The sequence below is a fragment of the Rhizobium sp. RSm-3 genome (assembly GCF_001854685.1).
Lineage (GTDB): Bacteria > Pseudomonadota > Alphaproteobacteria > Rhizobiales > Rhizobiaceae > Rhizobium > Rhizobium ecuadorense.
On record NZ_MAWZ01000013.1, the window covers coordinates 166,843 to 193,132 of the forward strand.

Sequence of the window (26,290 nt, forward strand, 5' to 3'; positions counted from 1 at the left end):
GTTCACGACGGGATACCCATGCGCCGGCTTTTGTTTTGCGTTCTGCCTCTGGCCATTCTCCTGGCAGGCTGCTCCTCTTCGGGCCACGACTATCTCGAAACGGCATCGATCAAGCCGAAGACGCGCTTCAAGGACACCGATCCGCAGGATTTCGGCCCGAAGCATCCGCAGCAGAACGCGGTCCACGGCATCGATATCTCCAAATGGCAGGGCGATATCGACTGGGCGACGGTGAAAAATTCCGGCGTCGCCTTCGCCTTCATTAAGGCGACGGAAGGCAAGGACAGGGTCGATCCGCGCTTCGACGAATACTGGCGCGAGGCCCGCGCCGCCGGCATCCCGCACGCGCCCTATCATTTCTATTATTTCTGTTCATCGGCCGATCAGCAGGCCGACTGGTTCATCCGCAACGTGCCGAAGGAGGCCATGCGCCTGCCGCCGGTGCTCGACGTCGAATGGAACGCCGAATCGAAGACCTGCCGCTATCGTCCCGATCCGGAAACCGTGCGCGCCGAAATGCAGCGTTTCATGGACCGGCTGGAGGCCTATTACGGCAAGCGCCCGATCATCTACACCTCGGTCGATTTTCACCGCGACAATCTCGCCGGCTACTTCCAGGATTATCATTTCTGGGTGCGTTCGGTGGCAAAACATCCCGAGGTCACCTATTCCGACCGCCGCTGGGCCTTCTGGCAATATACCTCGACCGGCGTCATTCCCGGCATCAGCGGCCCCACCGATATCAATGTCTTTGCCGGCAGCGCAAAGAACTGGAACAATTGGGTCGCCGCCGTTTCCAAGGATAGAAATTCTTAGTAACGTCTTATGATGTTTCTTGCTTCCGTCACATTCCTCTGTGAAAGCGACGGCAATCTGTTTGATATAAGGACCGCATCCATGCACCGCTCGCTCGCAAGCCGCTCTGCACTCGCCCTTCTGTTTGCCCTCGCCATCGCCGGCGGCGCGGCCGCCCAGCAGGCGCCGGACGCAGCCCCGGCCGCGCCCTGCGGCGGCGATCTCTCCGCCTTCCTCGAAGGCGTCAAGAAGGATGCAGTTGCCGCCGGCGCAAGTGCGGCAGCCGCCGACGCCGCCCTTGCCGGCGCCGAGATCGACCCCAAGGTTCTGAGCCGGGATCGGGCCCAGGGCGTCTTCAAGCAGACCTTCCTCGAATTCTCCCAGCGCACCGTCAGCCAGGCCCGCCTCGATATCGGCCGCCAGAAGATGAAGCAATATGCCGATGTCTTTGCCCGCGCCGAGCAGGAATTCGGCGTTCCCGCCGGCGTCATCACCGCCTTCTGGGCGATGGAAACCGATTTCGGCGCCGTCCAAGGCGATTTCAACACCCGCAACGCCCTGGTGACGCTGTCGCATGACTGCCGCCGTCCGGAACTGTTCCGCCCGCAGCTGATCGCCCTCATCGAGATGGTCCAGCACGGCGATCTCGACCCCGCCACCAATACCGGCGCCTGGGCCGGCGAGATCGGCCAGGTGCAGATGCTGCCGCGCGACATCATCGCCTATGGCATGGACGGCGACGGCGACGGCCATGTCCGCCTGAAGCAGAGCGGCCCGGACGCCATCCTGACGGCGGCGAAATTCATCCAGCATCTCGGCTTCGAGCGCGGCCAACCATGGCTGCAGGAAGTCACCCTGCCCGATAACCTGCCCTGGGAGAAATCCGGCCTTGGCGGCACGATGAAGGCGGGCGACTGGTTCGCCCTCGGCGTCAAGCCACGCGATGACAATACCGCCTTCGGCAACCTCGAAGGCGACCTGGTTCTGCCGCAGGGCCGGATGGGACCGGCCTTCATCGCCTACCCGAATTTCAAGATCTATCTCGAATGGAACAAGTCGTTCATCTACACGACTTCGGCCGCTTATTTCGGGACGCGGCTTTCCGGCGCCCCGACCTATCTCAAGGGCGTGCCGGAGCAGGGGCTCGCCAACGACCAGATGAAGACGCTGCAGACCAAGCTGCAGTCGCTCGGCCATGATGTCGGCGAGATCGACGGCATCCTCGGCTCCGGCACGCGTGTCGCGATCCAGAAAGAGCAGCAGCGCCTCGGCATGCCGGCCGACGGCTGGGCGACGCCTGCCCTTCTCAACGCTCTCTGATCGCCGCCGACACCTTACCGTCACCCGCTTCGCAAGAAACGGGTGGCGCGGTTCGCCGTCTGCGCTAAGCATCAGCTCGGAAAGCCGGTGCCTGTTTTGGCAACTGAGCGGCTTGTGGTGGAGGAACCCGGCGTGGACAGCAGAATGAATGCCTGGACCTGGGGCCTGCTGATGCTGCTCGGCCTGATCTGGGGCGCCTCCTTCTTCTTTGCCCGCATCGCCGTCCAGCACGTGCCGCCGCTGACCCTCGTCTTCCTCAGGCTGCTGCTTGCAGCGCTGGCGCTGCATATCTATATCGCCGGCCGCTTCGATTTCTATTCGATCCTCAAAACCCGCTGGCGCGAATTCCTGATCCTCGGGCTGATCAACAATGCCCTGCCGCATGCGCTGATCTTCTTCGGGCAGACCCGCATCGGCGCCGGCCTTGCGGCGATCCTGAATGCGACGACGCCGATCTGGACCGTGCTGATCGCCAATTACCTCACTTCGGACGAGAAACTGTCGTCGGCAAAGATTGCCGGCTGCCTCGTCGGTCTCGCCGGAACGATCGTGCTGATCGGCCCCGGCATCTCGGCCGGCGGCGAAGCACCGCTCTGGGCGCTGCTTCTCCCGGTGCTTGCCGCCATCTCCTATGGTTTCGCCGCCACCTACGGCAAACGATTCAAGAATGTTCCGGCCCCGGTCACCGCTGCCGGCCAGTTGACCGCCTCCTCGCTGATCGCGCTGCCGCTGTCGCTGCTCGCAGATCGCCCCTGGGCGCTGGCCGCGCCGCCGATCGATGCGCTGCTGGCCATCCTGGCGCTGGCGCTGCTCTCGACCGCTTTCGGCTATATCCTCTATTTCCGGATCATGGCGGCGGCGGGCGCCACCAACGCCTCGCTCGTCACCCTGCTGGTGCCGCCGAGCGCCATCCTTCTCGGCGTGCTTTTCCTGGGCGAAAGGCTCACACCCGGCGAATTCGCCGGCATGGCGCTGATCGGTTTCGGCCTCGTCATTCTCGACGGCCGCGCCTATCGCCTGCTGGTGAAGACCACCTGATATCGGTTGCGAATTCCACGTGTTTTCAACCAGTTGGCCATTCGCCATGTTTTCGGCGCATAGGTAAACCGGCCATCGCCGAATTTAACGGCATGTTAAAATCTGTGAACAAAAAATTATCGAATATAATCGATTAGTTTCAAAGGCTTGCCGAGAGGCCTATCGACTTATCCGTCGCATCCTTCTGCAGCGCAGCATAGAATCCGCTTCCCAACCGACATATTTCAGACATATTATTGGCCGGTTAACGCGAGGAGACAGACATGGGACTCACGCAATCCTTGAATGTTCTGTTGGTCAGTGCAGCGTTTGCTTTCGTCTTGTCCATGCTCTTCATCTGAGCTGGCCGACGAAAGCGGAATGACTGGTAGTACCTGAACTCCCCTGATCAATCCGCCAATGAAAAAGCGCATGTCCCGCCCGACATGCGCTTTTCACTTTTTCAACCGTATAGATCAGGCGGCGGCGCCCGCACTTTTTGCCGCGCGGCGGGAAAAGCCGAGATTGTCGAGCACGGCGGAAACCAGCGGCGCACGGTTCATAGTGTAGAGATGGAACTCATGGATGCCGCGCCGGACGAGATCCTCGATCTGTTCGGCGGCGACATCGGCTGCGACCTTCGCCCGCTCCTCGGGCTTGTCGTCGAAGCCGGCGAAGCGCTCATCGAGAAAGGCCGGGATGATCGTGCCGCAGGCGCCGGCGAAACGCTTCAGCTGCGTCAGGTTCTGGATCGGCATGATACCGGGCACGACGGGGATCGAGACCCCGGCAGCGCGCACCTTCTCCAGGTAGCGCTCGAAATTGTCGTTGTCGAAGAAGAACTGTGTCAGCGCCCGGTCGGCGCCGTTATCGGCCTTGCGCTTCAGCATGTCGATATCGGCAGCCGTGTCACGGCTTTCCGGGTGCTTTTCCGGATAGGCGGAAACCGAAATCTCGAAGTCGCCGACCGCCTTGAGGCCGGCCACCAGCTCGGCCGCATTGGCATAACCGCCGGGATGCGGCTGGTAGGGCGCGCCGGCGCCCCCGGGCGCATCGCCGCGCAGCGCCACGAAATGCGTGACGCCGACTTTGCGGAACGTCTCGATCATCTGGTGCGTCTCTTCCTTCGTCGCACCGACGCAGGTCAGGTGCGAAGCGGTGGCGAGCGGCGTCTGCGACAGGAAACGCGTGACGGCAGTTAGCGTCGGGGCCTTGGTGGTGCCGCCGGCGCCATAGGTCACCGAGACGAAATCCGGGTCCCAGTCCTGCAGCTTGCTGACCGTCTCCCAGAGCTGGCCTTCCATCTCCTCCGATTTCGGCGGGAAGAATTCGAAGGAAATCCCGATGTTGCGGCCGCGTGCCTCGTTATTCAAAGCCATGTCATACTCTCCCGGCAAATGTAGGTTCGGCGCCTTCGCTTAGTTGCGAAGCCATCAGGCGCCTCGGATCGCGCGCGAGCCAGACGGTGACCGTCAACCCCTGCCCGCTTTGCTGACCCGGATGAAGGTCGACGACCTGCTCGACGTCGAGCCCGGCCCTGTGCAGCCAGTCGGATATCGCCTGGTGCGAGAAGCCGAGACGGACATGCGCATGCTCGTCGCGAAGATATTCGAGCGCGTGCGGCGCAAGGTCGATGACCACGAGCCGGCCGCCCGGCCGCAGCATGCGCGCCGCTTCCGTGATCGCAATCTCCGGCTGATCGAAGAAATGCAGCACCTGATGGATCGTCACCAGGTCGAAATCCTGGGCCTCGAACGGCAGGTTCAGGATATCGGCGTGACGAACGGTGGCCTTGGTGATGCGGGACTTGTCGAGATTGGCGCGCGCCACGCTCAGCATGTCGCGGCTGGCATCGACACCGATCGCCCGGCGGTAAAGCCCGGAAAGAAGCTCGAGGATGCGGCCGGTGCCGGTGCCGAGATCGAGCAGCGAATCGATCGGCTGGCTGCCGAGCAACCGAATGACGGCGGCATCGACCTCTTCGTCGGCGGCATGCAGGCGGCGAAGCTCGTCCCACTCAGCCGCATTGCGGCTGAAATAGGCCTGTGCCCGCTCGGCCCTCTGGCGCTTGACCTGCGACAGCCGCTCGCCGTCGCGAAGCACGGTCGGATCGTTCTCGGAGACATGCTTCAGCAAGGCCCGCACCAGCATGGCCGCCTTTCCCTCCTGCTTGAGGCGGAAATAGGCCCAGGCGCCTTCCTGGTAGCGTTCGATCAGTTCGGCCTCGCCGAGCAGCTTCAGGTGGCGGGAGATGCGGGGCTGGGATTGGCCGAGAATTTCGGTAAGATCGGTCACCGTCAGATCGCCGCCGTCGAGAAGCGCCAGAAGACGCAGGCGCGTGGGCTCGCCGGCCGCCTTCATGACGTCCACCAGCGCATCCAGTCCAAGCTTCAAGGGTTCGCTCATCTTCGATCCAATCAAGATATAAAGATATCTTTATGTGATTTGGATGACGGTGACAAGCGGCAATTCGCACGCGAGCGAAATTGCCTGCTCAAATTGCGACAGGACAGAATGTGAAAAAGCCCCGGTAGAACCGGGGCTTCTCGACGGCAAAACGGCGGCGATCAGCGTGTCAGGCGCTTATGGGCCTGGCTGCCCGGGTTGAGGGCATCGGGACCAAGGCGGCGGACCTTGTCCTGCTCATAATCCTCGAAGTTGCCTTCGAACCATTCGACATGGCCTTCACCTTCGAAAGCCAGGATGTGCGTCGCCAGGCGGTCGAGGAACATGCGATCGTGGCTGATGATGATGGCGCATCCGGCAAACGCCTCAAGCGCGCTTTCGAGCGCACCCAGGGTTTCCGTATCGAGGTCGTTGGTCGGTTCGTCGAGCAGCAGAACGTTGCCGCCGGCCTTCAGCATCTTGGCAAGGTGAACGCGGTTGCGCTGGCCGCCCGAGAGGTTGCCGACCTTCTGCTGCTGATCGCCGCCCTTGAAGTTGAAGGCGCCGCAATAGGCGCGGGAGTTCATGTCGAACTTACCGAGCTTGATGACTTCGGCGCCGCCCGAGATTTCCTCCCAGACGGTCTTGCTGCCGTCAAGTGCATCGCGGCTCTGGTCGACATAACCGAGATGGACCGTCTCGCCGATGCGGACCGATCCTGCATCAGGCTTTTCCTGGCCGGTGATCATGCGGAACAGCGTCGTCTTACCGGCGCCGTTCGGGCCGATGATGCCGACGATGCCGCCCGGCGGCAGCTTGATCGACAGGTCGTTGATCAGCGTGCGGCCTTCGAAGCCCTTGGTGATGCCTTCCATCTCGATGACCACCTGGCCGAGCCGCTCGCTGACCGGGATGATGATCTGGGCGTCGCCGGGACGCTGTTTTTCGGCCGCCTCCACCAGCTGTTCGTAGGACTTGATACGCGCCTTGGATTTGGCCTGACGGGCCTTCGGGCTGGAGGCGATCCATTCCTGCTCGCGGCTGATCGCCTTCTGGCGGCCGGCCTCTTCCCGGTTTTCCTGCTGCATGCGCTTGGCCTTGGCGAGCAGGTAGGCGGAGTAGTTGCCTTCGTAGGGAATGCCGCGGCCGCGGTCGAGTTCCAGGATCCAGCCGGTGACGTTGTCCAGGAAGTAGCGATCGTGGGTGATCATCATCACGGCGCCCGGATAGTCGCGCAGATGCTTTTCGAGCCAGGCAATCGTCTCGGCGTCGAGATGGTTGGTCGGTTCGTCGAGCAGCAGCAGATCCGGCTGCGAAAGCAGCAGGCGGCAGAGCGCGATACGGCGGCGCTCGCCACCGGAAAGGCTGGTGACATCGGCGTCGCGCGGCGGGCAGCGCAGCGCTTCCATCGCCATCTCGACCTGGCTTTCCAGATCCCAGAGATTCTGGCTGTCGATGATGTCCTGAAGCTTGGCTCCCTCTTCCGCCGTCTCGTCGGAATAGTTCATCATCAGTTCATTATAGCGCTCGAGCACCGCCGTCTTCTTGGCAACGCCTTCCATGACGTTTTCGAACACCGTCTTGTTGGGATCGATGTGCGGCTCCTGTTCGAGATAACCGACCGTGGCACCCTCGGCGAGCCAGGCTTCGCCGGTATACTCCTTGTCCTGGCCGGCGATGATGCGCAGCACAGTGGATTTACCGGCGCCGTTCGGCCCGAGAATACCGATCTTGGCATCCGGGTAGAAGGAAAGGTGGATGTTCTCCAGGATCTTCTTGTTGCCATAGGCCTTGTTGAGGCCGGACATATGATAGATGAACTGACGTGCCATGCTGCGCTGCTCCGGGCGGGAAACTTCGATCGTGCCGCTATGTAGGCGAAACAGCGCCTGCGGGCAACGCCGAAACCCGGTTTACGCAGGATTTCCGGTCAGAAGCCCGCAGCGTCGACGACGCCCTCGTCGCAGCCGAACGTCGTTTTTCCCGCGCCCTGGATCAGATCGCCAAGCCCGGTGCCTTTCGCCGACGCCGCCCCGGCGGCCTCCGAAAGCCCGATCGTCAACCCGCTGACCATCTTGACATTGCCGACCCGTCGGCAGCTCATCTTGACGCGGTCGCCGGCACCCGGCCCAAAACTCTTGTCGAAAGCCGCCTTGATCGCCTCGGCCTTGACAGGCTTGCCGATATTGGCAGCGAAGAGATCGCGCACCGCCGAAGTGTTGAGCGCGCCGACCAGATGCATGCCGACACCGAAATAATCTTCGGCGCTCATTTTCGTGCAGGTGCCGTGCTTGACCCATTCATGCCGTTCCAGGCCGGATTGCGTGCCGGGCATCGCTTTTGCCAGCGCCGCCTGCGTCTCGGCCGACAGCGTGACCGCCGGCAATGTGCTCCACTTGCCATCCTTGTCGGCGGCCTTTTGCTCGGCGCTCACGCCGCAATAATTCTGTCGCATCGGCCAGAGCCCATGCAACGAAAAATTCGTCGCGTCGGGGCGCTCGCCGGTCTGGCTCGCACATTCGGCCTTCTTCTGGTTTGTCTGGCAAAAGGCCGGCTGCCAGCTTGCCGAAAGAATAAAGCGGGTCGCCCCACTGCCCTCCTGCGCGAAAGCGCCGCCGGCAAGAACCATCGATACGGCGAACGCCGCGGTACGCAACTGCATGCTGCTCATTTCAACCCCCAAAAAAGAACAATACAGGAACAAATAAGCACGAAGATTAAAAGCCCGCAACCCTGAATCGCAGCAGGAACGCAATTTGTTATCGGATAAGTCAGGAACCGATGTTGCTTTTGGGCGACGATCTGGTCTGTTGCGGCAGGGAGGATCCAGATGTTTTCTGAAACGCAGAGGCTCGCTGCGCCGGGGGTGTCGCTCGCCTATCACCATGCCGAGGCCGCCGGCCCGGCACGCGGCATCTTGTTGATATCGCACGGCCTCGCCGAACATTCGAAACGCTATCGCGCTTTTGCCGAGGCGATGGCGGCGCGCGGTTATCACGTCTACGCCCATGATCATCGCGGCCACGGCGAGACGACGGCGCCCGACGCGCCGATCGGCTGCTTCGCCCGGCGGGACGGCGTCGAAAAAGTGATCGGCGACGTCCTTGCCATGCGCGCCCATGCGCTCTCGCGCCATCCCGGCCTGCCGGTGATCCTCTTCGGCCATTCGATGGGGGGCCTGATCGCCCTCAATGCCGCGGTCACGGCGCCTTCCGATTTCGACGCCGTCGCCGTCTGGAATTCGAATTTCGCCGTCGGCCTTGCCGGCCGCGCCGCCCAGGCGATCCTGCTTGCCGAACGCATGCTGAAGGGCTCCGACGTGCCGAGCGGCCTGTTGCCGAAACTCACCTTCGCAGCCTGGGGGAAATCGATCCCCGCCCACCGCACCGAGTTCGACTGGCTGTCGCGCCGTCCCGATGAAGTCGACAAATATATCGCCGATCCGCTCTGCGGCTTCGACGCCTCGGTCTCGCTCTGGCTCGACCTCTTCGAACTGACGTTTCGCGCCCCGCAGAAGCTCCATCTGGATCGGCTGCCCCGCGACCTGCCGATCCACCTCGTCGGCGGCGGAGAAGACCCGGCGACGGAGCGCGGAAAAGCCGTGCTCTGGCTGTCAAACCATTTGAAAGCCAGCGGTTTCTCTCGTATCAGCACTGAGATATATCAGGACATGCGGCACGAAACGCTGAATGAGATCGGCGCGGATGCTGCAACCGCCGCCTTCGCGGACTGGTGCGACGAGGCCGTCGCCAGATTGCAAACGGCAAGATTCTGAGCCAGAGAGATTTCATCATGAGCAACACCTCCGCCCGCCCCGTTTCCTCAGCCTCCGAGGTGACGACGGGGCTTGCGCTGATGTTCCTTTCGGTGATGTTCTCGCCGCTGATCGATATCTTCGCCAAGCTCGCCGTCGTCACCATCCCCTCCGCTGAAGTCACCGCCGGCCGTTTCGTCGTGCAGGCGCTATGCATGCTGCCGATCGTCATATGGCGGCGCAGCTTTGCCGATTTCTCCTGGCGCCAGAGCCTGTTCCATGCCATCCGCGGCTTGATCATCACCGTCTCGATGATCTCGTTCGTCACCACGCTGAAATACATGGCGGTCGCCGACGCGATTGCGATCTTTTTCGTCGAGCCGATCATGGTGACGATCCTCGGCGGCATCTTTCTCAAGGAGACGATCGGCTGGCGGCGTTACACCGCCTGCGGCGTCGGCTTTTTCGGGGCGATGCTGATAATCCAGCCGAGTTTCCAGGAGGTCGGCTATATCGCCCTCCTGCCCGTCGTCAGCGCGCTCTGCATCGCGACCTTCGTACTGATGACCCGCGTCCTGTCGCACCGGGAAGATCCCTGGGCGATGCAGTTCCAGATGGGTATCTGGGGCCTCCTCTTCTGCACCATCCTGCTTTTTGCCGGCGAAGGAAGCGGCTCCGATCTCTTTGATCCCGTCATGCCCGAAGGCAGCGCCTGGTTCTACGTCGCCGGCGTCGGCGCCATGGCCGCAATTGCGGGCATCTTCGGCGTCTATGCCTATCGCGCCGCACCCGCCTCGACGCTGGCGCCGCTGCAATATTTCGAAATCGTCTCGGCGACGATCTTTGCCTGGCTGGTTTTCGGCGACTTTCCGGATGCGATCAAATGGCTCGGCATCGCCATCATCATGGCATCGGGCTTGTACATCATCTGGCGCGAGCGCCGCTTTGCTTCAAAGCCTGTATCCGATACATCTGAGGCGACGCTGGTGCCGTAAAAATCGACGAGGGAATATGACGCAGACCACGAAAAGGCCCCCGCTTGCAGGCATCCGGGTGATTGAGCTTGCCCGCGTGCTGGCCGGCCCGTGGGCGGGGCAGATACTCGCCGATCTCGGCGCCGACGTCATCAAGGTCGAAAACCCCGACGGCGGCGACGATACGCGCCAATGGGGTCCGCCCTTCGTCGAAGGCGCCGACGGCGACAATCTTTCGGCCGCCTATTACCACGCCGCCAATCGCGGCAAACGCTCCGTCACCGCCGACCTGAGAAGCCCCGAAGGCCAGGAGCTCGTCCGCCGCCTGGTTGCGTCAGCCGATGTGGTGATCGAGAATTTCAAGCTCGGCGGCCTCGTCAAATACGGGCTCGACTACGACAGCCTGCGCAAGGTGAACCCGAAACTCGTCTATTGCTCGATCACCGGCTTCGGCCAGACCGGCCCTTACGCCAGCCTCGCCGGCTATGATTACATCGTCCAGGGCATGTCCGGCTTCATGTCGATCACCGGCGAGCCGGACGGCCAGCCGATGAAGGCGGGCGTGGCGATCGCCGATATCTTCACCGGCATCTATGCCGTCTCGGCGATAGAGGCCGCCCTGATCCACGCGCTCAAGTCGGGCGAAGGCCAGCTCGTCGACATGGCCCTGCTCGATGTGCAATCGGCCGTGCTGGCCAATCAGAACATGAATTACCTGGTCTCCGGCACAGCACCCACCCGCCTCGGCAATGCCCATCCGAATATCTCGCCCTATGAGGTCGTGCCGGCGGCGGACGGTTATCTTATCCTCGCAGTTGGAAACGACGGCCAGTTTCGCCGCCTCTGCAGCATTCTCAGCCTGGATGCGATTGCCGGCGACGAACGTTTCGCCACCAACAAGGCCCGGGTCGCCAATCGCGGCGAGGTTCGCCGTCTCATCTCCACCGAGACGCTGAAATGGCAGAAGGCGGATCTGTTGAAGGCCTGCGAGGAGAATGGGGTTCCCGCCGGCCCGATCAACACGATCGAAGAGATGTTCGCCGACCCTCAGGTACGAGCCCGCGGCCTGCGCATCGACCTTGCGGATGCCGCCGGCACCGTCATCCCGGGGGTCAGGACGCCGGTGGTGCTGTCGGAGACACCGTTGCGTTACACCAGGCCGAGCCCGCGTCTCGGCGAACACACCGAAGAAATTCTGGCGGAACTCGCCGAGCGCGAGAGGAAGGCATCGTCATGAAAAGAACAGGCGGGCAACTCATCGTCGAGGCGCTGAAGGCGAACGGCGTCAAGCGTCTGTCCTGCGTGCCGGGCGAGAGTTTCCTCGCCGTCCTCGACGCGCTGCGCGACAGCGAGATCGACGTCGTCGTCTGCCGCCAGGAGGGCGGGGCGGCAATGATGGCGGATTGCTGGGGCCGGCTGACCGGCGAACCCGGCATCTGCATGGTCACCCGCGGCCCCGGCGCCACCAACGCGTCCGCCGGCCTGCACATCGCCAAGCAGGATTCGATCCCGATGATCCTCTTCATCGGCCAGGTGCAGCGCGAAGCCCGCGAGCGCGAGGCCTTCCAGGAGGTCGAATTCCGCCGCGCCTTCACCGAATTCGCCAAATGGGTGGGCGAGATCGACGATGCCGCCCGCATTCCCGAATTCGTCACTCGCGCCTTCGCGATCGCCACCTCCGGCCGCCCCGGCCCTGTCGTACTGACGCTGCCGGAGGACATGCTGCGCGACGAGGTCGAGGCACCCCGCGCCAAGCGCTATGTCAGCGTCGAGGCCCATCCCGGTCGCCGCCAGATCGACGATCTCTATATCAGACTGCTGAAGGCCGAGCGGCCGCTGGTGATCCTTGGCGGCACGCGCTGGGATGCCGATGCCGTCGCCGATTTCGCCATCTTCGCCGAGCGTTTCCAACTGCCGGTCGGCTGCTCCTTCCGCCGGCAGATGCTGTTCGATCATCTCCATCCCGCCTATGCCGGCGATGTCGGCATAGGCATCAATCCTGTTCTGGCCAAGGAGATCAAGGAGAGCGACCTGCTGATCCTGCTCGGCGGCCGCATGTCGGAAATGCCGTCCTCATCCTATACGCTGATCGATATCCCCTACCCCCAGCAATCGCTGGTGCACGTCTATCCCGATCCTTCTGAACTCGGACGCGTCTACCGCCCGGATCTTGCGATCTGCGCCGCTCCTGCCGATTTCGTCGCCGCACTCGCCGATCTGGAAGCGCCGGCCGAGCCGCATTGGGCGGAGCGCACTGAGCGCATGCACCAGGCCTATCTTTCCTGGTCGAAGCCGCCGGCGACAGGTCCTGGCGCCGTTCATATGGGACCGATCATGGAGTGGCTGGAAGCCAATACCGGACCGGAAACGATCTTCACCAACGGCGCCGGCAACTATGCCACCTGGCTGCACCGCTTCCACCGTTTCCGCCGCTTCAACACCCAGGCCGCTCCCACCTCCGGCTCGATGGGATACGGCCTGCCGGCCGCAGTCGCCGCCAAGCAGCTGTTTCCCGAGCGCGAGGTCATCTGCTTTGCCGGCGACGGCTGCTTCCTGATGCACGGCCAGGAATTCGCCACCGCCATCCGCTACGGCCTGCCGATCATCGCAATCGTCGTCAATAACGGCATGTACGGCACGATCCGCATGCATCAGGAGCGTGAATATCCCGGCCGCGTCAGCAGCACCGACCTGACCAACCCTGACTTCGCGGCCCTTGCCCGCGCCTATGGCGGCCATGGCGAGACGGTGGAAAGCACCGAGCAATTCGCCCCGGCCTTCGAGCGGGCGCGCGCAAGCGGCAAGCCCGCAATTATCGAAGTCAAACTCGATCCCGAGGCGATCACGCCGACACGCACGCTCTCGGAAATCGCGCAAACAAAAAGCCGGTAGGTTTCCCCACCGGCTTTCAAAGGCAGAATTACCGCGACGATCAGTCGATCGCGGCCGTGACGATGAACTCGACCTTGTATTTCGGCGCAGCGAGCTTGGCTTCGCTGGTGGCGCGGGCGGGCGGATTGGCCGGATCGATCCAGGCTTCCCAGGCGGCGTTCATCTCGGCGAAATAAGCGATGTCGGAGAGATAGACGAGGGTCTGCAGGATCTTCGATTTGTTGCTGCCCGAAGCAGCCAGCAGGCGGTCGACTTCGGCAAGCGAGGACTTGCACTGATCGGTGACGCTTTCGCCCTCGCCGACCTGGCCTGCGAGATAGACCGTGTTGCCGTGAATGACGGCGCCGCTCATGCGCGCGCCGACGTCGATACGCTTAATGCTCATCATAGTCTCCTGAGTGAATGGAAGGTGGCGGCGCTGCGGTGCAGCGCCGGAAAATCGGCAGCCGGACGGGACCTTAGCTGCGGATATGGTGGGTCTTCTGGTAGATCGCCGTCGAGCGGGCGCCGGAGCGGCAATAGCCGAGCATCGGCCGCGGGAATTCGTCGAGCGCATCGACCATACCCTGCACGGCTTCCTCGGTCACGCCCATCGGCCCGACAGGCACATGGGCGATATCGAGATCGAGCTCCTTGGCGCGCGCCTCAATGACAGAGAACGACGTCTGATCGGGGCTTTCATGATCCGGGCGGTGGCAGACGATCGATTTGAACCCCAGCGCCTTGATCTCGTCGAGGTCCTCGGGCGTGATCTGACCCGAAACCGAATATTCATCGTCGATCTGGCGAATATCCATCGTCCTGTCTCCTCAAAAATGGTGGGCTGAAGGTCTACGACGCAGCTTGGCAAGCGTCAACAACACTTCGCTCACAGGAAGGCAAAGCTCAGCCCATAGCTGCGGCTCTCGCCTGATGCCAGCATGTTGAATTCGCCGGCCGCCTGAAGCTCGTCGCGCGTGACCCAGCGATGCGAAACCGGCTCGATGCCGATAATATGGGCCGGCGCCTTCTGGTTCCGCCAGACCTGCAGATAGGGCAGCGTATCGGCGCGGAAGCGCACGCGGAGCGTCCTGCCGCCGATCGCGGCGATCGGCCCGAGGCGGATTTCCGCCAAGCCCTCCTCCGTTGCCGGCGCCGGCACGCAGAAGATGCTGCCCGGCTCCTCGCCGAACGTCCAGGGGAAACCGCCATTCTCCAACATCGGTCCTTCCAGCCGCGTGCCCTCGTCCAGCCATTTGCCGCCGGTGTTCATGTGATACATCAGGAAGGTCGGCACCGTCCGGTCGCTGGTATTGACGACCCGGTCGTCGAGCCGCACCTCGCCGGTCGCCCCATCGATCCGCCACAGCCGCTCGATGCGCTGCGGCAGTCCCTCGACGGTGATGATGTCGATATCGGCGCGGCATTCGGCATTGCCGTTCTCAAACTTCGTCCACAGCACCTTGGCCGCATGGCCGGAGGCCGATCCGTGCAGCGGATAGACCTTGCCGTCGGTCCGCCCGGCGATCGGCTGGCGGTGGCGGATATGGTCCGGCCCGCAGGTGAACAGGAAGCCTTCGAGCGAGTGATCGATTCGCGGGTCGCCATCGTCGGGAATGGCGCGCTTCGGCGCGATATCGACGCCTTCGACGATGCAGCCGCCGATATCCAGCACCGATGTTTCATCGAGCATCAGGCGCGGCCAGCTTGCAGCGGCAAATTCGATCATCGCAGTCTCCTCAGGGGCTTATCGGCCGAGTAGCGTTAGATTTTGCGCCGTCTTTCGTCAATCGAACCCTTTTCCTCTCTTGCGCTTTTGCCACAACCGTGGATTTTGCGGAACTGACACCGGGACGCAAACGTTTATGAGTAAAAGGAAATCTTAGTGATTTTCATATTTTGTTCAGCACGCTTTCATAAATTCCACACTAGCGTCAAAATTCGCAGGTGTGTGTCGGCCCAGTCCCTGTTCGAGGTGTGAGACGTGAATCGCTTTTTGAAGTCGGCATTTTCGCTTGCGGCCGTGCTGGCAGCCATCGCGGCTGCAGCGCCGCAGGCAAGCGCGCAGCAGTTCCGCGACCGCCGCCAGAGCGATGTCGTGCTGGTGACGCCGAACGGCGAAATCCTCGACTATGTCCCGCGCGGCTATATCTACGCCCGCGACCGCAGCGGCAACCGCGTGCTGATCGACGACTACGGCAATGTCGTCGCCACCGAGATGCGCGCCCGCGGCTATTATCCGCCGCGGCCCGGCCCGAGCGAGGTCAATGCAGACCAGAACGGCAACGATCCCTATTATGCCGACGACAACACCTCTGGCGACACGCGTTATTCCGAGCGCGGCGCGGTCACCGGCGGCATCCCGCGCGATGCGGCGATCGAACGCCAGCCGCTCGACGGCCAAGCCTATCCCGAGGACAACAGCATCGGCAATCCGCAGGCCGGCGACGATTATGCCTCGATCGATCCCGATCAGCAGCTCCCGCCCGCCGACGCGCCCAAGGCCGCGCCTGATGAACCCGTCATCACACTGAAAAACAAGTCGAAGCCGGAGATTGTCGCCCTGCAGGTCTTCCTCGATCGCGCCGGCATCTCTCCCGGCGTCATCGATGGCCATATGGGCTCGAACGTCACCAAATCGATCTATGCCTATGACCAGATGACCGGCTCGAAACTCGACCCGAACGACACCGACGCCATTCTGGAAGAGCTGCGCATGAACGGCGGCCTGCCGGTCGTCAGCTACACGATCACGCCGGCCGATGCCGCCGGCCCCTACGTCGCCGAGATCCCGGAAGACTATTCGCATAAGGCGCTGCTGCCGTCGCTGGCCTTTACCTCGACCACCGAAATGCTGGCCGAGCGCTTCCACATGGACGAGGCCTTCCTCAAGGAGATGAACCCCGGTGCCGATTTCAGCGTTGCTGGCACCGTCATCAAGGTCGTCAATCCGGGCGAGCCGAAAAGCGGCGAGGTTGCCCGCATCATCGCCGACAAGGGCCGCAAGCAGGTCTTTGCCTATGATAACGCCGGCAATCTCGTTGCCGCCTATCCGGCATCGATCGGCTCCACCGACACACCCTCGCCGTCGGGCACCGTGACGGTCGAGCGCGTCGCGTTCAATCCCGGCTATACCTACAATCCGAAGATCAATTTCCAGCAGGGCGCCAACGACAAGATCCTCAACATTCCGCCAGGCCCGAACGGCCCCGTCGGCACCGTTTGGATGGCGCTCTCCAAGCCGACCTACGGCATCCACGGCACGCCCGAGCCCTCCAAGATCGGCCGCACCCAGAGCCACGGCTGCATCCGCCTCACCAATTGGGACGCGACCGAGCTTGCCAAGATGGTCAAGCCGGGGGTGACGGTCGAATTCGTCGATTGATCGGAATGCGTCTCCAGGCGGAATGAAGCCTGGTGAGGAACCATATCGAAGGGCCGGGATCGACCGCAGCGCGGTCGATCCCGGCCCTTCCTTTTTGACACAACAATCTAGCGGGAGCCGCTGCGGCAGTTCAAATTTGCTCCCCCGTTTCAAAGTTTGGAACCTGAAAGCGCGCAAAAAGACATTAAATCTGTAGATTTAACAAAATAACAATTTTGGAGGTCGTATGAAATCGTTTGTTCGCCTGGCTTTGAGCCTGTTTGCGGGTTTGGTCGCAGTCGGCACGGGGGCGCGGGCTGCCGATATCTCGGAAATTCGCGTGGACTGGGCGACCTACAACCCGGTCAGCCTTATCCTGAAGGATGAAGGCATCCTGGAAAAGGAGTTCGAAAAGGATGGGATCAAGATAACCTGGGTCCAGTCCGCAGGCTCAAACAAAGCCCTCGAATTTCTGAATGCCGGTTCTCTCGACTTCGGCTCGACCGCCGGTGCCGCCGCTTTGATCGGTCGCGTCAACGGCAATCCGATCAAATCCATCTACGTCTATTCGCGTCCGGAATGGACCGCGCTGGTAACACGCAAGGATACCGGCATAGCCAAGGTCGAGGACCTCAAGGGCAAGTCCATCGCCGTGACGCGCGGCACCGATCCGCACATTTTCCTGGTTCGCGCGCTTGCCGATGCGGGTCTCACTGAAAAGGACGTGTCGCTCGTCCTGCTCCAGCATGCCGACGGCCGCCTTGCATTGAAGCGCGGTGACGTCGATGCCTGGGCCGGCCTCGATCCGATCATGGCCTCCGCCGAGATCGAAGACGGCGATGTGCTCTTCTATCGCAAGCCGGAAAACAACAGCTGGGGCGTTCTCAACGTGCGCGAGGAGTTTGCCGCCGCGCATCCCGATATCGTCAAACGCGTTCTTGCCTCCTACGAGAAGGCCCGCACCGAAGCTCTGAAAGACCCGGCCAAGCTGAAAGCCGCCCTCGTTGCCGCCACCAAGCTGCCCGATAGCGTGATCGAGCGCCAGTTGGAGCGCACTAACCTCGGCTATTCCGTGATCGGCGATGCCCAGCGCGAAACGATCGAGGCTGCGGGTCTTGCTCTTCAGAAGGCGGAGGTCATCAAAGCCGACGTCGATGTCAAACAGACCGTGTCGGCGCTGATCGACCCCAGCTATGCCTCCGCAGCGCTGGGCCAATAAAGCCATCATGCATGTCGCCCGGAAGTGTGCAGCGGTTCCGGGAGAACGACATGCATCAAAACGAAAAACTAAAGGCATTCCCATGTCGTTGGTGGACATCGCGCTGTCATGGCGCAACACCGAAACCACAAAGGAGACCCGGCAGCGCCGGGTCTCGCCTTTCGATCATCCGATCGTTGGGATGGTGTTTCCGGTTGCGCTGTTTGCCGCCTGGGAGATCCTCGTCCGCACGGGAGTGGTCGGGGGTCGTCTGATGCCTCCGCCCTCGAAAATTCTCTATACGGTCTATACGCTGGCGGCATCGGGAGATCTGACAACGCATGTCGGTGCGACGCTGCGCAGAGTGGCGATCGGTTTTGCCTTCGGGTCCCTGGCGGGGACTGCGCTCGGGGCCCTGACCGGCTACTCCAGATTGCTCGCACGCCTGCTCGATCCGACCCTGCAGGCCCTCAGAGCCATTCCGTCGATTGCCTGGGTGCCGCTGTTCATCCTGTGGTTCGGTATTTTCGAAGCCTCCAAAGTCGCCTTGATCGGCGTCGGCGTCTTCTTCCCGGTCTATCTCGGGGTCTATGGCGCCGTCGTCGGCGTTGACAGGCGCATCGTCGAGGTCGGCCGCGTCTTCCGGCTGTCCGGCTTCGACCTCGTTCGCCTGATCCTGCTGCCGGCAGTTCTACCCGACTATATCCTTGCCCTGCGCGCTGGCCTGGGTCTCGGTTGGATGTTCGTCGTCGCGGCGGAATTCATGGGCGCGTCGGAGGGCCTGGGCTATCTCCTGGTGGACGGTCAGCAGCTCGGAAAGCCGGATCAGATCCTTGCCGCTATCTTGATCTTTGCCATTGTCGGCAAGGCGACCGACAGCCTGCTTCTGATCGCAACGGCGCCATTTCTGCGCTGGCGTGACAGCCATGCGGGCGGGATCTGACATGCTCGATATCCGCTCTCTCTCCAAGATTTATCCCAACGGAACGCACGCGCTGCAAGATTTCTCCCTGAAGGTCGGAAAGGGGGAACTGATCGCAGTCATCGGCGGGTCGGGCTGCGGCAAGAGCACTCTTCTGCGGTTGTTATCGGGCCTGGAGGCGCCCACCCAAGGCGAGATCAGCCTGGAGGGACAGCGGCTGACGGAGCCGGACGCGCTCGTGAATATCGTCTTCCAGGAGCCCCGGCTTTTTCCCTGGCTGACGGTCGCGGGTAATATCGGTTTCGGCCTGCGTCATCTGGCAAGCGGCGAACGCGAAAAGCAGGTATCGGCAGCCCTGGAGAAGATCGGCCTTGCCGGCTATGAGAACCGCTGGATCAAGGAATTGTCCGGCGGGCAGGCTCAGCGTGTGGCCTTGGCGCGCGCGCTCGTAACGAAACCGTCCGTGCTTCTATTGGACGAGCCCTTCTCAGCACTCGATGCGATGACGCGCGCTGAACTCCAGGATCATCTGATCGATCTCTGGCGTTTGAATGCCACGACGATGCTGCTGGTCACCCACGATATCGAAGAGGCTGCTTTTCTCGCCGATCGCGTCGTCGTGATGTGCCCTTGGCCGGGCCGCATTCTCGAAGTGGTCGATGTCGGCTTGCCCCGGCAACGCAATCGCATGTCGGACGAATTGGCCGGAGTCAAAAGACGTCTTTCCGACCTTCTGGCGCATTCTCTCAATAATGGCGTCCGCACCGCAAGCCCCTGAAAACGAAATGCGTCGCTGGCGAACCGGACGCATTTCGTCTGAGGATGCGGAACCTGTCAGGCCGCCGTCGCCATCCGGGGCGATGCCGTCAGCCTGACCGGCAGTTTGCTCATAATTTCCTCGGCGAAACAGGTGGCGTTCTCACGCGCCTTGTCGAGATTGCTGACGCGTGTGGGATCGATCGTGTGCAGCGTGCCGCCACAGTCGAAGATGTCGCGGAAGGCCGAGCGTTCGATGATAGCGGTATCCAGTACCGGCACGTGCCGCTCGCTGAGCAGCGACTTGACGAGCTGCAGCGCCCTTGTCGTCACCATCGAGTTGACGCGGGTCAACACCACCGAATGGCCGATCTTGATGCCTGCCTTCTCGTCCAGATATTGCAGCAGTTCGAGCACCTGTGCGCCGCCGCGCGCGTCCATTGCACAGCCCTGGATCGGGATCAGCACATGGTCGGAAAGGCCGACGGCAGTGGCAAGCAGCGGATTGCGCGCACCCGGCAGGTCGACGATGAAATAGTCGGTATTGTGCTTGTTTTCGCTGATATGCAGCGGCAGCGAGGCGGTGGTCACGAAATCGATCACCGAAATATTGGGCACATGACCTGAGATCTCGTGCCAGCGCGAAATCCAGTGCTGCGGATCGGCGTCGAGAATGGTGACACGGTAACCCTTGCGGGCAAGCTCGGTGGCGAGCAGGAGAACAGCGGTGGTCTTGCCGGCGCCGCCCTTGGTGTTTGCGAATGTGATGACAGGCATGGTCAGTCCTCGGAAGGAAATGGTGCGAGCCGGAATCGCTCTCTTACGCACCATCGGAGCATCGTGCGGTTAATCCATCCTTTCTAATCATGGTTAACAAATTCCAAACACGCGCGCCGAAATTGCAGCCGGTATTTTTCACATCCCTAAAATTGGGGATGTCCCCCAAAATAAAAAAGCCCGGAAAGCCAAAGGCTTTCCGGGACAATCTGCGGGTCCGCTCTTATGAGTTCAGAAGCAATCCCTGAACAGGGCCTTGGTGTTTTCGAGCGTCATCGCAACTGGGTTGCCGCCCGCGCTCGGATCTTCGATCGCCATGGCCGACAATTCATCGATCCGGTCTGGAGCGATTCCCATCGCCGTCAGCGTCTCCGGCACGCCGAGTTCGGAGCGGAGCTTCAGCACGTAGTCGTAGAAGCCGTCGAAACCGCCTGATATGCCGAGATAAGCCGCCGCCCGGCCGATCTTCTCTTCGATCACTTTGCGGTTGAAGCGCAGAACCGCCGGCATGACAACCGCGTTGGTCATGCCATGGTGGGTGTTGTAGACGGCGCCGATCGGATGCGACAGCGCGTGGATGGCGCCGAGCCCCTTCTGAAAGGCGACCGCGCCCATGGCGGCAGCGGACATCATGTTGGCGCGGGCTTCGAGATCGGTGCCTTCCCGATAGGCGCGCGGCAGAAATTCCTTGACGAGCCGCATGCCTTCGAGCGCGATGCCGGCCGACATCGGGTGATAGAAGGGCGAGGAATAGGCTTCCAGGCAATGGGCAAACGCGTCCATGCCGGTGCCGGCCGTGATGATTTTCGGCATGCCGACCGTCAGTTCCGGGTCGGAGATGACGACTCCTGGCAGGAACTTCGGATGGAAGATGATCTTCTTCACATGCGTGACGGAATTGGTGATGACGCTGGCGCGGCCCACTTCCGAGCCGGTGCCCGCCGTTGTCGGCACGGCGACGATCGGGGCAATGCCCTCGACACTCGCACGCGTCCACCAGTCGCCGATATCCTCGAAGTCCCAGACCGGCCGGGTCTGGCCGGCCATGAAGGCGACGCACTTGCCGAGATCGAGGCCGGAGCCGCCGCCGAAGGCGACGACGCCGTCATGGCCGCCATCCTTGAAAGCCTTGACGCCGGCCTCGAGATTCCTCTCGTTCGGATTCGGATCGACATCGGCAAAGATCGCCCGGCCGAGGCCGGCATCTTCGAGGATATCGAGCGCGTTCTTGGTGATCGCCATCGCGGCGAGGCCGCGGTCGGTGACGAGCAGCGGCTTTTTGATGCCGAGGCTCTTGCAGGCGTCGGCCAGTTCCTTGATCCGGCCCCGGCCGAGCTTGACCGATGTCGGATAGCTCCAGTTTGCGGTGATGTTGCTGCTCATGCTGTGACTTTCTTCAGGTGGAAGGATTTCGGACGGGTCAGATTCTGGAAGCCGATGATCGACAGCGAGCCGCCGCGGCCGGTCTCCTTGACGCCGGTCCAGCAGAGCGCCGGATCGAGATAATCCGCGCGGTTCATGAAAACGGTGCCGGTTTCGATTTCGCGGCCAAGCCGCGCTGCCCGCTCGACATCTTTGGTCCAGAGCGAGGCCGTCAGCCCGTACTGGCTGTCGTTCATCAGAGCGAGCGCCTCCTCGTCGCTTTTCACCTTCATGATGCCGACCGCCGGACCGAAGGTCTCTTCGCGCATGAAGGCCATGGAATGGTCGACATCGACGAGAACCTGCGGTGCGAGATAGGCGCCGCCGTCATCCTGCGGAAAAAGCTTCGGGTCGACAAGCGCCTTCGCGCCCTTGGAAACCGCCTCGGCAATCTGCTCGCGCACCACCTTGGCGAAGCGCTTGTTCGCCATCGGCCCGAGCGAAGTATCGGGATCGAGTGGATTGCCGAGCTTGTAGTTGGACACCCAGGCGACCGATTTCTCGACAAAGGCGTCGTAAAGAGACTCGTGCACATAGACGCGCTCAATGCCGCAGCAGCACTGGCCGGAATTGTAGGTCGCGCCATCCATCAGCGTATCGACGGCCGCCTCGAGATCGGCGTCTTCCATGACGTAACCCGGGTCCTTGCCGCCGAGTTCGAGCCCGAGCCCGGTGAAGGTGCCGGCGGCGGCCCGCTCCATCGAGCGCCCGCCTTCGACCGATCCGGTGAAGTTGACGAAATTGAAGCTACCGGCGGCAATCAGCGCCGAAGTCGTCTGATGATCGAGGAAGACATTCTGGAACACGTCCTCTGGAACGCCGGCCTCGATGAAGGCCTGTACCAGCCGCTCGCCGACCAGCAGCGTCTGCGAGGCATGTTTCAGCACCACCGTATTGCCGGCCATCAGTGCCGGCGCGATCGTGTTGATCGCCGTCATATAGGGATAATTCCACGGCGCGACGACGAAGACGACACCATGCGCCTCACGCTCGATGCGGCGCTCGAAACGGTCGCTCTCCTCGACCACCAAAGGCGCCAGCGCATCGGCCGCGATCGAGGCGACATAGTTGGAGCGCTCGTTGAAACCCTTGTATTCGCCGCCGTACTTGATCGGCCGGCCCATCTGCCAGGCAAGCTCCGGCACAACCGTGTCGGACATCTCGTTCAGCCGTGCAGCACCCTTCAGGACAAGCTGAACACGCTCTTCAAGCGGCCGTCTCGCCCAGGCCTTCTGCGCTTTGCGGGCCCGCGCCACCACATCCTTGGCAGCGTCGAGCGAAAGTGCGGCGCGTTCGGCGTAGACCGACCCGTCAATCGGTGAAATGCATTGGATCATTGCCATGATCGATTTCCGTCCTCGTATTGATCAAAAATTCGGTCGAGGGCCATAGCCCCTCATCCGCCTGCCGGCACCTTCTCCCCGTAAACGGGGCGAAGGGGGATAGCCGCACCCTCTCCGGCCCTCGCCAACGTCTCGCAGGGCACGTCCCCTCTCCCCGTTTACGGGGAGAGGGTTAGGGTGAGGGGCAAGCCCGCAAATGCGTATTAAGCTCTTTCGAACCCCCGCGCCACTTCCCAATCGGTGATGCGGCGGTCGTATTCTTCCTGCTCCCATTCGGCCGCGCGGGTATAATGGTCGATCACATCGTCGCCGAAAGCTTTGCGCAGCATTGACGATTCCGTCATTGCGGTCGTTGCCGCACGCAGCGTGCGCGGAATTTCGCGAATATCCTTGCCGCCATAGGCATCGCCGACGAAGGGGGCTTCGAGCTCGAGCTTGTTCTCGATCCCGTCGATGCCGGCGGCAAGCAGCGCGGCGAAGGCGAGATAGGGGTTGAGGTCGGAGCCGCCGACGCGGCATTCGATGCGGATGCCCTTGGTCTCCTCGCCGCAGAGGCGGTAGCCGGCAGTGCGGTTGTCCTTGCTCCAGATCGCCTTGGTCGGCGCAAAGGTGCCGGCCATGAAGCGCTTGTAGGAGTTGATGTAAGGCGCCAGGAAATAGGTGATTTCGCTCGCATGGGCGAGAAGTCCGGCAACGTAATTATGCATCAGCGGCGACATGCCGTATTTGCCGGTATGGTCGAAGAACAGCGGCTTTTCCTCGAGACTCCAGAGCGACTGGTGGATATGCGAGGAACTGCCGGCAGCGTTGTAATTCCACTTGGCCAGGAAGGTGATGGCCTTGCCTTTCGACCAGGCGATCTCCTTGCAGCCGTTCTTGATGATCGCATGCCGGTCGGCCATGGCAAGCGCATCGGCATAACGCACGTTGATTTCTTCCTGGCCGGCGGAAGCCTCGCCCTTGGAATTCTCGACCGGAATGCCGGCGCCCTGCAGCCCGGTGCGGATCGCCCGCATCACCTCTTCCTCCTTGGTGGTTTGGAAGATGTGGTAATCCTCGTTATAGGCGCTGACGAGCTTGAGGTTGCGGTAGCCGGACGCCTGCGCCGTCTCGTAGCTCTGGTCGAACAGGAAGAATTCGAGTTCGGAGGCCATGTAGGCCTTCATGCCCATGTCTTCGAGGCGCTTCACCTGCTTCTTCAGGATCGCGCGCGGCGAATGGGCAACCTCTTCATGGGTGTGATGGTCGAGCATGTCGCAGAGCACCAACGCCGTGCCGTCGAGCCAGGGAATGCGGCGCAGCGTCGCCAGATCCGGCTTCATCGTATAGTCGCCGTAACCCTTTTCCCAGCTCGTCGCCTTGTAGCCGGAGACGGTCTCCATCTCCATATCGGTGGCGATCAGGTAGTTGCAGCTATGCGTCTCCTTCCAGGCGCTTTCGACGAAATATTCCGCCTGGAAACGTTTGCCCATCAGCCGGCCCTGCATGTCCACCTGGCAGGCCAAAACCGTATCGATGCGCCCTTCGGCAACATCCTTCTTGAGATCGTCGAATGTGTAGCTGCTCATGATTGATCCGCCTGACATTGGAATTGAGAAAATCGGGGCAACGAAATCGCATGCGCTCGGCCGGATTTGGGCCTGATGCCTTTTCGTTGAACCGGTGATGGGGCCGCAGGCTGCGGCCCCGTTTCCTTGCAATATGCCTAACTATTCGCCGGGACGGCGACGGCGCCGGTTTCGCCGACAGCAGCTTCCGCGGCGGCGATTTCGCCCCGTCGTTTGGCGATCATGTCGCCGATCGGCGGGCCCTGGAAGCGACGTTTTTCAACGGCGAACCAGATGATGATCGCCAGCACGATAAAGGCGACGGTTATGCCGAAGACCTTGTCATTCGGCGGCTGGATCGCGATATAGACGATGAGGATCATGCCGAGCGTCGCGAGAACGCCGACCACCTTGTAGAGGCCGCCGCCAAGATTCCACGGTCCGGGTGCCGGCCACTTCTTGGTACCGTAGGCGAAGATGCCGAGCACGATCGGGAAGAGGAAGGACAGGAAGAGGAAGATCAGCGTCGCGTTGACCACGGTGACATAGAGGCTTGCCTCGCCGACCGAGATAAACAGCGCGCCCCAGACGAACAGGCTTTCGAGAGCCGCACCCGTCCAGATCGCCGCAACCGGCGTGCGGAATTTCGGGCTGACGCTGGCAAGCGTTTTCGAGCCCACCGGAATGCCGCCATCACGCGAGAAGGCAAAGATCATGCGCGAGCAGGACGTAACAGTCGCAAGGCCGCACAGGAACTGCGAGATGAAGATCGCGACGTAAAGCAGCGTCACCAGCCAGGCCGGCATGATGGCGTTGATGGTCATGAAGAACACGCTCCAGCCCTGCTTTGCGCCCGCCGCCATATCGGGAATGGCGATGACGAAGGCCGAAAGCATTACCCAGCCGGCAAGCGACGACCAGATAACCGCGGACACCATCGAACGCGGCACCGACAGCGCTGCCTTCTTGGTTTCCTCAGAGGTGTGAGCGGAGGCGTCGTAGCCGGTGATTGTGTAGATCGGCAGAAGCAGGCCCAGGCCGAAAATATACCACATGCTGTCCGACTGCGGCCAAACCCCGCCGCCGGCATCGCCTGAATAATTGGTGAACGTCCATAGACGCGAGAAGTCATGGGTCGGGGCGAAATAGAAGCAGGCGATCGTCAGCACGGCGGCCGTCACAAGGATCAGCGTCCCCGAAAAATCGGTGAGCTTTGCCGTCAGGCCGATACCGAAATGGTTGATGGCAGCCTGCACGATCGTGAAGAGCACGACCAGAACGACCTGCATGCCGGGCGAGACGACGCCGCTGGCATCGGCGATGCCGAGCTGAGCGCCAAACGTACCGCCGAGGAACAGGGCCGTGCCGATATTGATGGCGCCGAGAACGGTGATGAGGCCGAGCAGGTTCAGCCATGCGGTGAGCCAGCCGGTGAAGCGGGTGCCGAGAATGGAACTCCAGTGATAAAGACCACCGGCCGTCGGATAGGCCGACGAGATCTGCGCCATGCCGAGGGCAAAAAACAGGGAGATGATACAGCCGACCGGCCAGCCGATGCCGATCGCGGCACCGCCGACGCCCGACGTCGCCTGCGCGAGCGAATTGATACCGCCCGAAAGGATGCAGATGATCGAAAACGAAATCGCAAAATTTGAGAACGAGCTCATACGCCGTTCGAGTTCCTGGGCGTAGCCCATCGAGTGCAGGACATGGACGTCCTGCGTCTTATCCTGATCGGTATAGTCAGACATGACTTCCCCCTGTTCACGATCGGCCGCGGGATTGCGGGCCGGTTCAGTGCCAAATTGTCCGCGGCATTTTCGCCGTGCGGACGCTCGCAGTTAG

The 26,290-nt window shown here is 62.0% G+C and carries 23 protein-coding genes; 11 read left to right on the plus strand and 12 right to left on the minus strand.

The features are described from left to right. Nucleotides 1–18 precede the first annotated feature (18 nt). From BBJ66_RS14000 to BBJ66_RS14010, 3 genes are all read left to right on the plus strand, one after another. Complete coding sequence (locus BBJ66_RS14000) at nucleotides 19–816, plus strand: glycoside hydrolase family 25 protein (RefSeq protein ID WP_049733659.1); 798 nt, start codon at nucleotides 19–21, stop codon at nucleotides 814–816. Nucleotides 817–897: 81 nt separating this feature from the next. Next, on the plus strand, nucleotides 898–2,115 hold the full coding sequence (locus BBJ66_RS14005; protein WP_049733660.1) for a lytic murein transglycosylase: 1,218 nt from the start codon (nucleotides 898–900) through the stop codon (nucleotides 2,113–2,115). A 132-nt stretch (nucleotides 2,116–2,247) separates the two neighbouring features. Further along, nucleotides 2,248–3,153 carry a DMT family transporter gene (locus BBJ66_RS14010; protein WP_071088121.1) on the plus strand — a complete coding sequence of 302 codons (906 nt, stop codon included), beginning with the start codon at nucleotides 2,248–2,250 and terminating at the stop codon, nucleotides 3,151–3,153. Nucleotides 3,154–3,608: 455 nt separating this feature from the next. Here the strand turns inward: BBJ66_RS14010 and metF are convergent, their stop codons facing one another. The 4 genes from metF to BBJ66_RS14030 all read right to left on the minus strand — a co-directional run bounded on the left by metF (nucleotide 3,609) and on the right by BBJ66_RS14030 (nucleotide 8,188). Next, nucleotides 3,609–4,511: a methylenetetrahydrofolate reductase [NAD(P)H] gene (gene metF / locus BBJ66_RS14015; RefSeq protein WP_049733661.1), complete on the minus strand. Its 903-nt coding sequence runs from the start codon at nucleotides 4,509–4,511 to the stop codon at nucleotides 3,609–3,611. A gap of 1 nt (nucleotide 4,512) precedes the next feature. Then, nucleotides 4,513–5,538, minus strand: coding sequence for an ArsR/SmtB family transcription factor (locus BBJ66_RS14020; protein WP_049733662.1), 1,026 nt, complete (start codon nucleotides 5,536–5,538; stop codon nucleotides 4,513–4,515). Between the two features lie 161 nt (nucleotides 5,539–5,699). Beyond that, on the minus strand, nucleotides 5,700–7,349 hold the full coding sequence (gene ettA / locus BBJ66_RS14025) for an energy-dependent translational throttle protein EttA (RefSeq protein WP_049733663.1): 1,650 nt from the start codon (nucleotides 7,347–7,349) through the stop codon (nucleotides 5,700–5,702). A 98-nt stretch (nucleotides 7,350–7,447) separates the two neighbouring features. Beyond that, nucleotides 7,448–8,188: a ribonuclease T2 family protein gene (locus BBJ66_RS14030; RefSeq protein WP_071087730.1), complete on the minus strand. Its 741-nt coding sequence runs from the start codon at nucleotides 8,186–8,188 to the stop codon at nucleotides 7,448–7,450. 159 nt (nucleotides 8,189–8,347) lie between these two features. On the opposite strand from BBJ66_RS14030, the gene BBJ66_RS14035 reads away from it, so the two are divergent. The 4 genes from BBJ66_RS14035 to BBJ66_RS14050 are packed head-to-tail and all read left to right on the plus strand — an operon-like array spanning nucleotide 8,348 to nucleotide 13,137. Beyond that, entirely contained in the window at nucleotides 8,348–9,292 is a 945-nt protein-coding gene (locus BBJ66_RS14035; RefSeq protein ID WP_071087731.1) for an alpha/beta fold hydrolase, read from the plus strand. A gap of 17 nt (nucleotides 9,293–9,309) precedes the next feature. Next, nucleotides 9,310–10,266 carry a DMT family transporter gene (locus tag BBJ66_RS14040; protein WP_071087733.1) on the plus strand — a complete coding sequence of 319 codons (957 nt, stop codon included), beginning with the start codon at nucleotides 9,310–9,312 and terminating at the stop codon, nucleotides 10,264–10,266. Between the two features lie 16 nt (nucleotides 10,267–10,282). Then, nucleotides 10,283–11,482: a CaiB/BaiF CoA transferase family protein gene (locus BBJ66_RS14045; RefSeq protein WP_049733667.1), complete on the plus strand. Its 1,200-nt coding sequence runs from the start codon at nucleotides 10,283–10,285 to the stop codon at nucleotides 11,480–11,482. Next, nucleotides 11,479–13,137, plus strand: a complete 1,659-nt coding sequence (locus BBJ66_RS14050) for a thiamine pyrophosphate-binding protein (RefSeq protein WP_071087735.1) — start codon at nucleotides 11,479–11,481, stop codon at nucleotides 13,135–13,137. Before BBJ66_RS14045 ends, BBJ66_RS14050 begins: the two co-directional genes overlap by 4 nt. 40 nt (nucleotides 13,138–13,177) lie before the next feature. Here the strand turns inward: BBJ66_RS14050 and BBJ66_RS14055 are convergent, their stop codons facing one another. From BBJ66_RS14055 to BBJ66_RS14065, 3 genes are all read right to left on the minus strand, one after another. Further along, entirely contained in the window at nucleotides 13,178–13,522 is a 345-nt protein-coding gene (locus tag BBJ66_RS14055) for a RidA family protein (protein ID WP_049733669.1), read from the minus strand. A gap of 73 nt (nucleotides 13,523–13,595) precedes the next feature. Then, entirely contained in the window at nucleotides 13,596–13,934 is a 339-nt protein-coding gene (locus BBJ66_RS14060) for a TIGR01244 family sulfur transferase (RefSeq protein WP_049733670.1), read from the minus strand. A 71-nt stretch (nucleotides 13,935–14,005) separates the two neighbouring features. Next, nucleotides 14,006–14,845, minus strand: a complete 840-nt coding sequence (locus BBJ66_RS14065) for an aldose 1-epimerase family protein (RefSeq protein ID WP_071087737.1) — start codon at nucleotides 14,843–14,845, stop codon at nucleotides 14,006–14,008. A 255-nt stretch (nucleotides 14,846–15,100) separates the two neighbouring features. Here BBJ66_RS14065 and BBJ66_RS14070 point away from each other — a divergent pair, with 255 nt between their 5' ends. From BBJ66_RS14070 to BBJ66_RS14085, 4 genes are all read left to right on the plus strand, one after another. Continuing rightward, nucleotides 15,101–16,501: a L,D-transpeptidase gene (locus tag BBJ66_RS14070; RefSeq protein ID WP_071087739.1), complete on the plus strand. Its 1,401-nt coding sequence runs from the start codon at nucleotides 15,101–15,103 to the stop codon at nucleotides 16,499–16,501. 226 nt (nucleotides 16,502–16,727) lie between these two features. After that, complete coding sequence (locus tag BBJ66_RS14075) at nucleotides 16,728–17,699, plus strand: aliphatic sulfonate ABC transporter substrate-binding protein (RefSeq protein WP_049733673.1); 972 nt, start codon at nucleotides 16,728–16,730, stop codon at nucleotides 17,697–17,699. An 82-nt stretch (nucleotides 17,700–17,781) separates the two neighbouring features. Then, on the plus strand, nucleotides 17,782–18,621 hold the full coding sequence (locus tag BBJ66_RS14080) for an ABC transporter permease (RefSeq protein WP_071087741.1): 840 nt from the start codon (nucleotides 17,782–17,784) through the stop codon (nucleotides 18,619–18,621). Nucleotide 18,622: 1 nt separating this feature from the next. Beyond that, complete coding sequence (locus tag BBJ66_RS14085) at nucleotides 18,623–19,378, plus strand: ABC transporter ATP-binding protein (RefSeq protein WP_049733675.1); 756 nt, start codon at nucleotides 18,623–18,625, stop codon at nucleotides 19,376–19,378. 56 nt (nucleotides 19,379–19,434) lie between these two features. On the opposite strand, the gene BBJ66_RS14090 is transcribed toward BBJ66_RS14085, so the two are convergent. The 5 genes from BBJ66_RS14090 to BBJ66_RS14110 all read right to left on the minus strand — a co-directional run bounded on the left by BBJ66_RS14090 (nucleotide 19,435) and on the right by BBJ66_RS14110 (nucleotide 26,196). After that, on the minus strand, nucleotides 19,435–20,133 hold the full coding sequence (locus BBJ66_RS14090; RefSeq protein WP_064839762.1) for a ParA family protein: 699 nt from the start codon (nucleotides 20,131–20,133) through the stop codon (nucleotides 19,435–19,437). A 231-nt stretch (nucleotides 20,134–20,364) separates the two neighbouring features. Next, nucleotides 20,365–21,516, minus strand: coding sequence for an iron-containing alcohol dehydrogenase (locus BBJ66_RS14095; RefSeq protein ID WP_049733677.1), 1,152 nt, complete (start codon nucleotides 21,514–21,516; stop codon nucleotides 20,365–20,367). Then, complete coding sequence (locus tag BBJ66_RS14100; protein ID WP_071087743.1) at nucleotides 21,513–22,898, minus strand: aldehyde dehydrogenase family protein; 1,386 nt, start codon at nucleotides 22,896–22,898, stop codon at nucleotides 21,513–21,515. Before BBJ66_RS14100 ends, BBJ66_RS14095 begins: the two co-directional genes overlap by 4 nt. Nucleotides 22,899–23,101: 203 nt before the next feature. Next, nucleotides 23,102–24,466, minus strand: coding sequence for a glutamine synthetase family protein (locus tag BBJ66_RS14105; RefSeq protein ID WP_071087745.1), 1,365 nt, complete (start codon nucleotides 24,464–24,466; stop codon nucleotides 23,102–23,104). Between the two features lie 137 nt (nucleotides 24,467–24,603). Further along, nucleotides 24,604–26,196 carry an amino acid permease gene (locus tag BBJ66_RS14110; RefSeq protein ID WP_071087747.1) on the minus strand — a complete coding sequence of 531 codons (1,593 nt, stop codon included), beginning with the start codon at nucleotides 26,194–26,196 and terminating at the stop codon, nucleotides 24,604–24,606. Nucleotides 26,197–26,290: the final 94 nt, after the last annotated feature.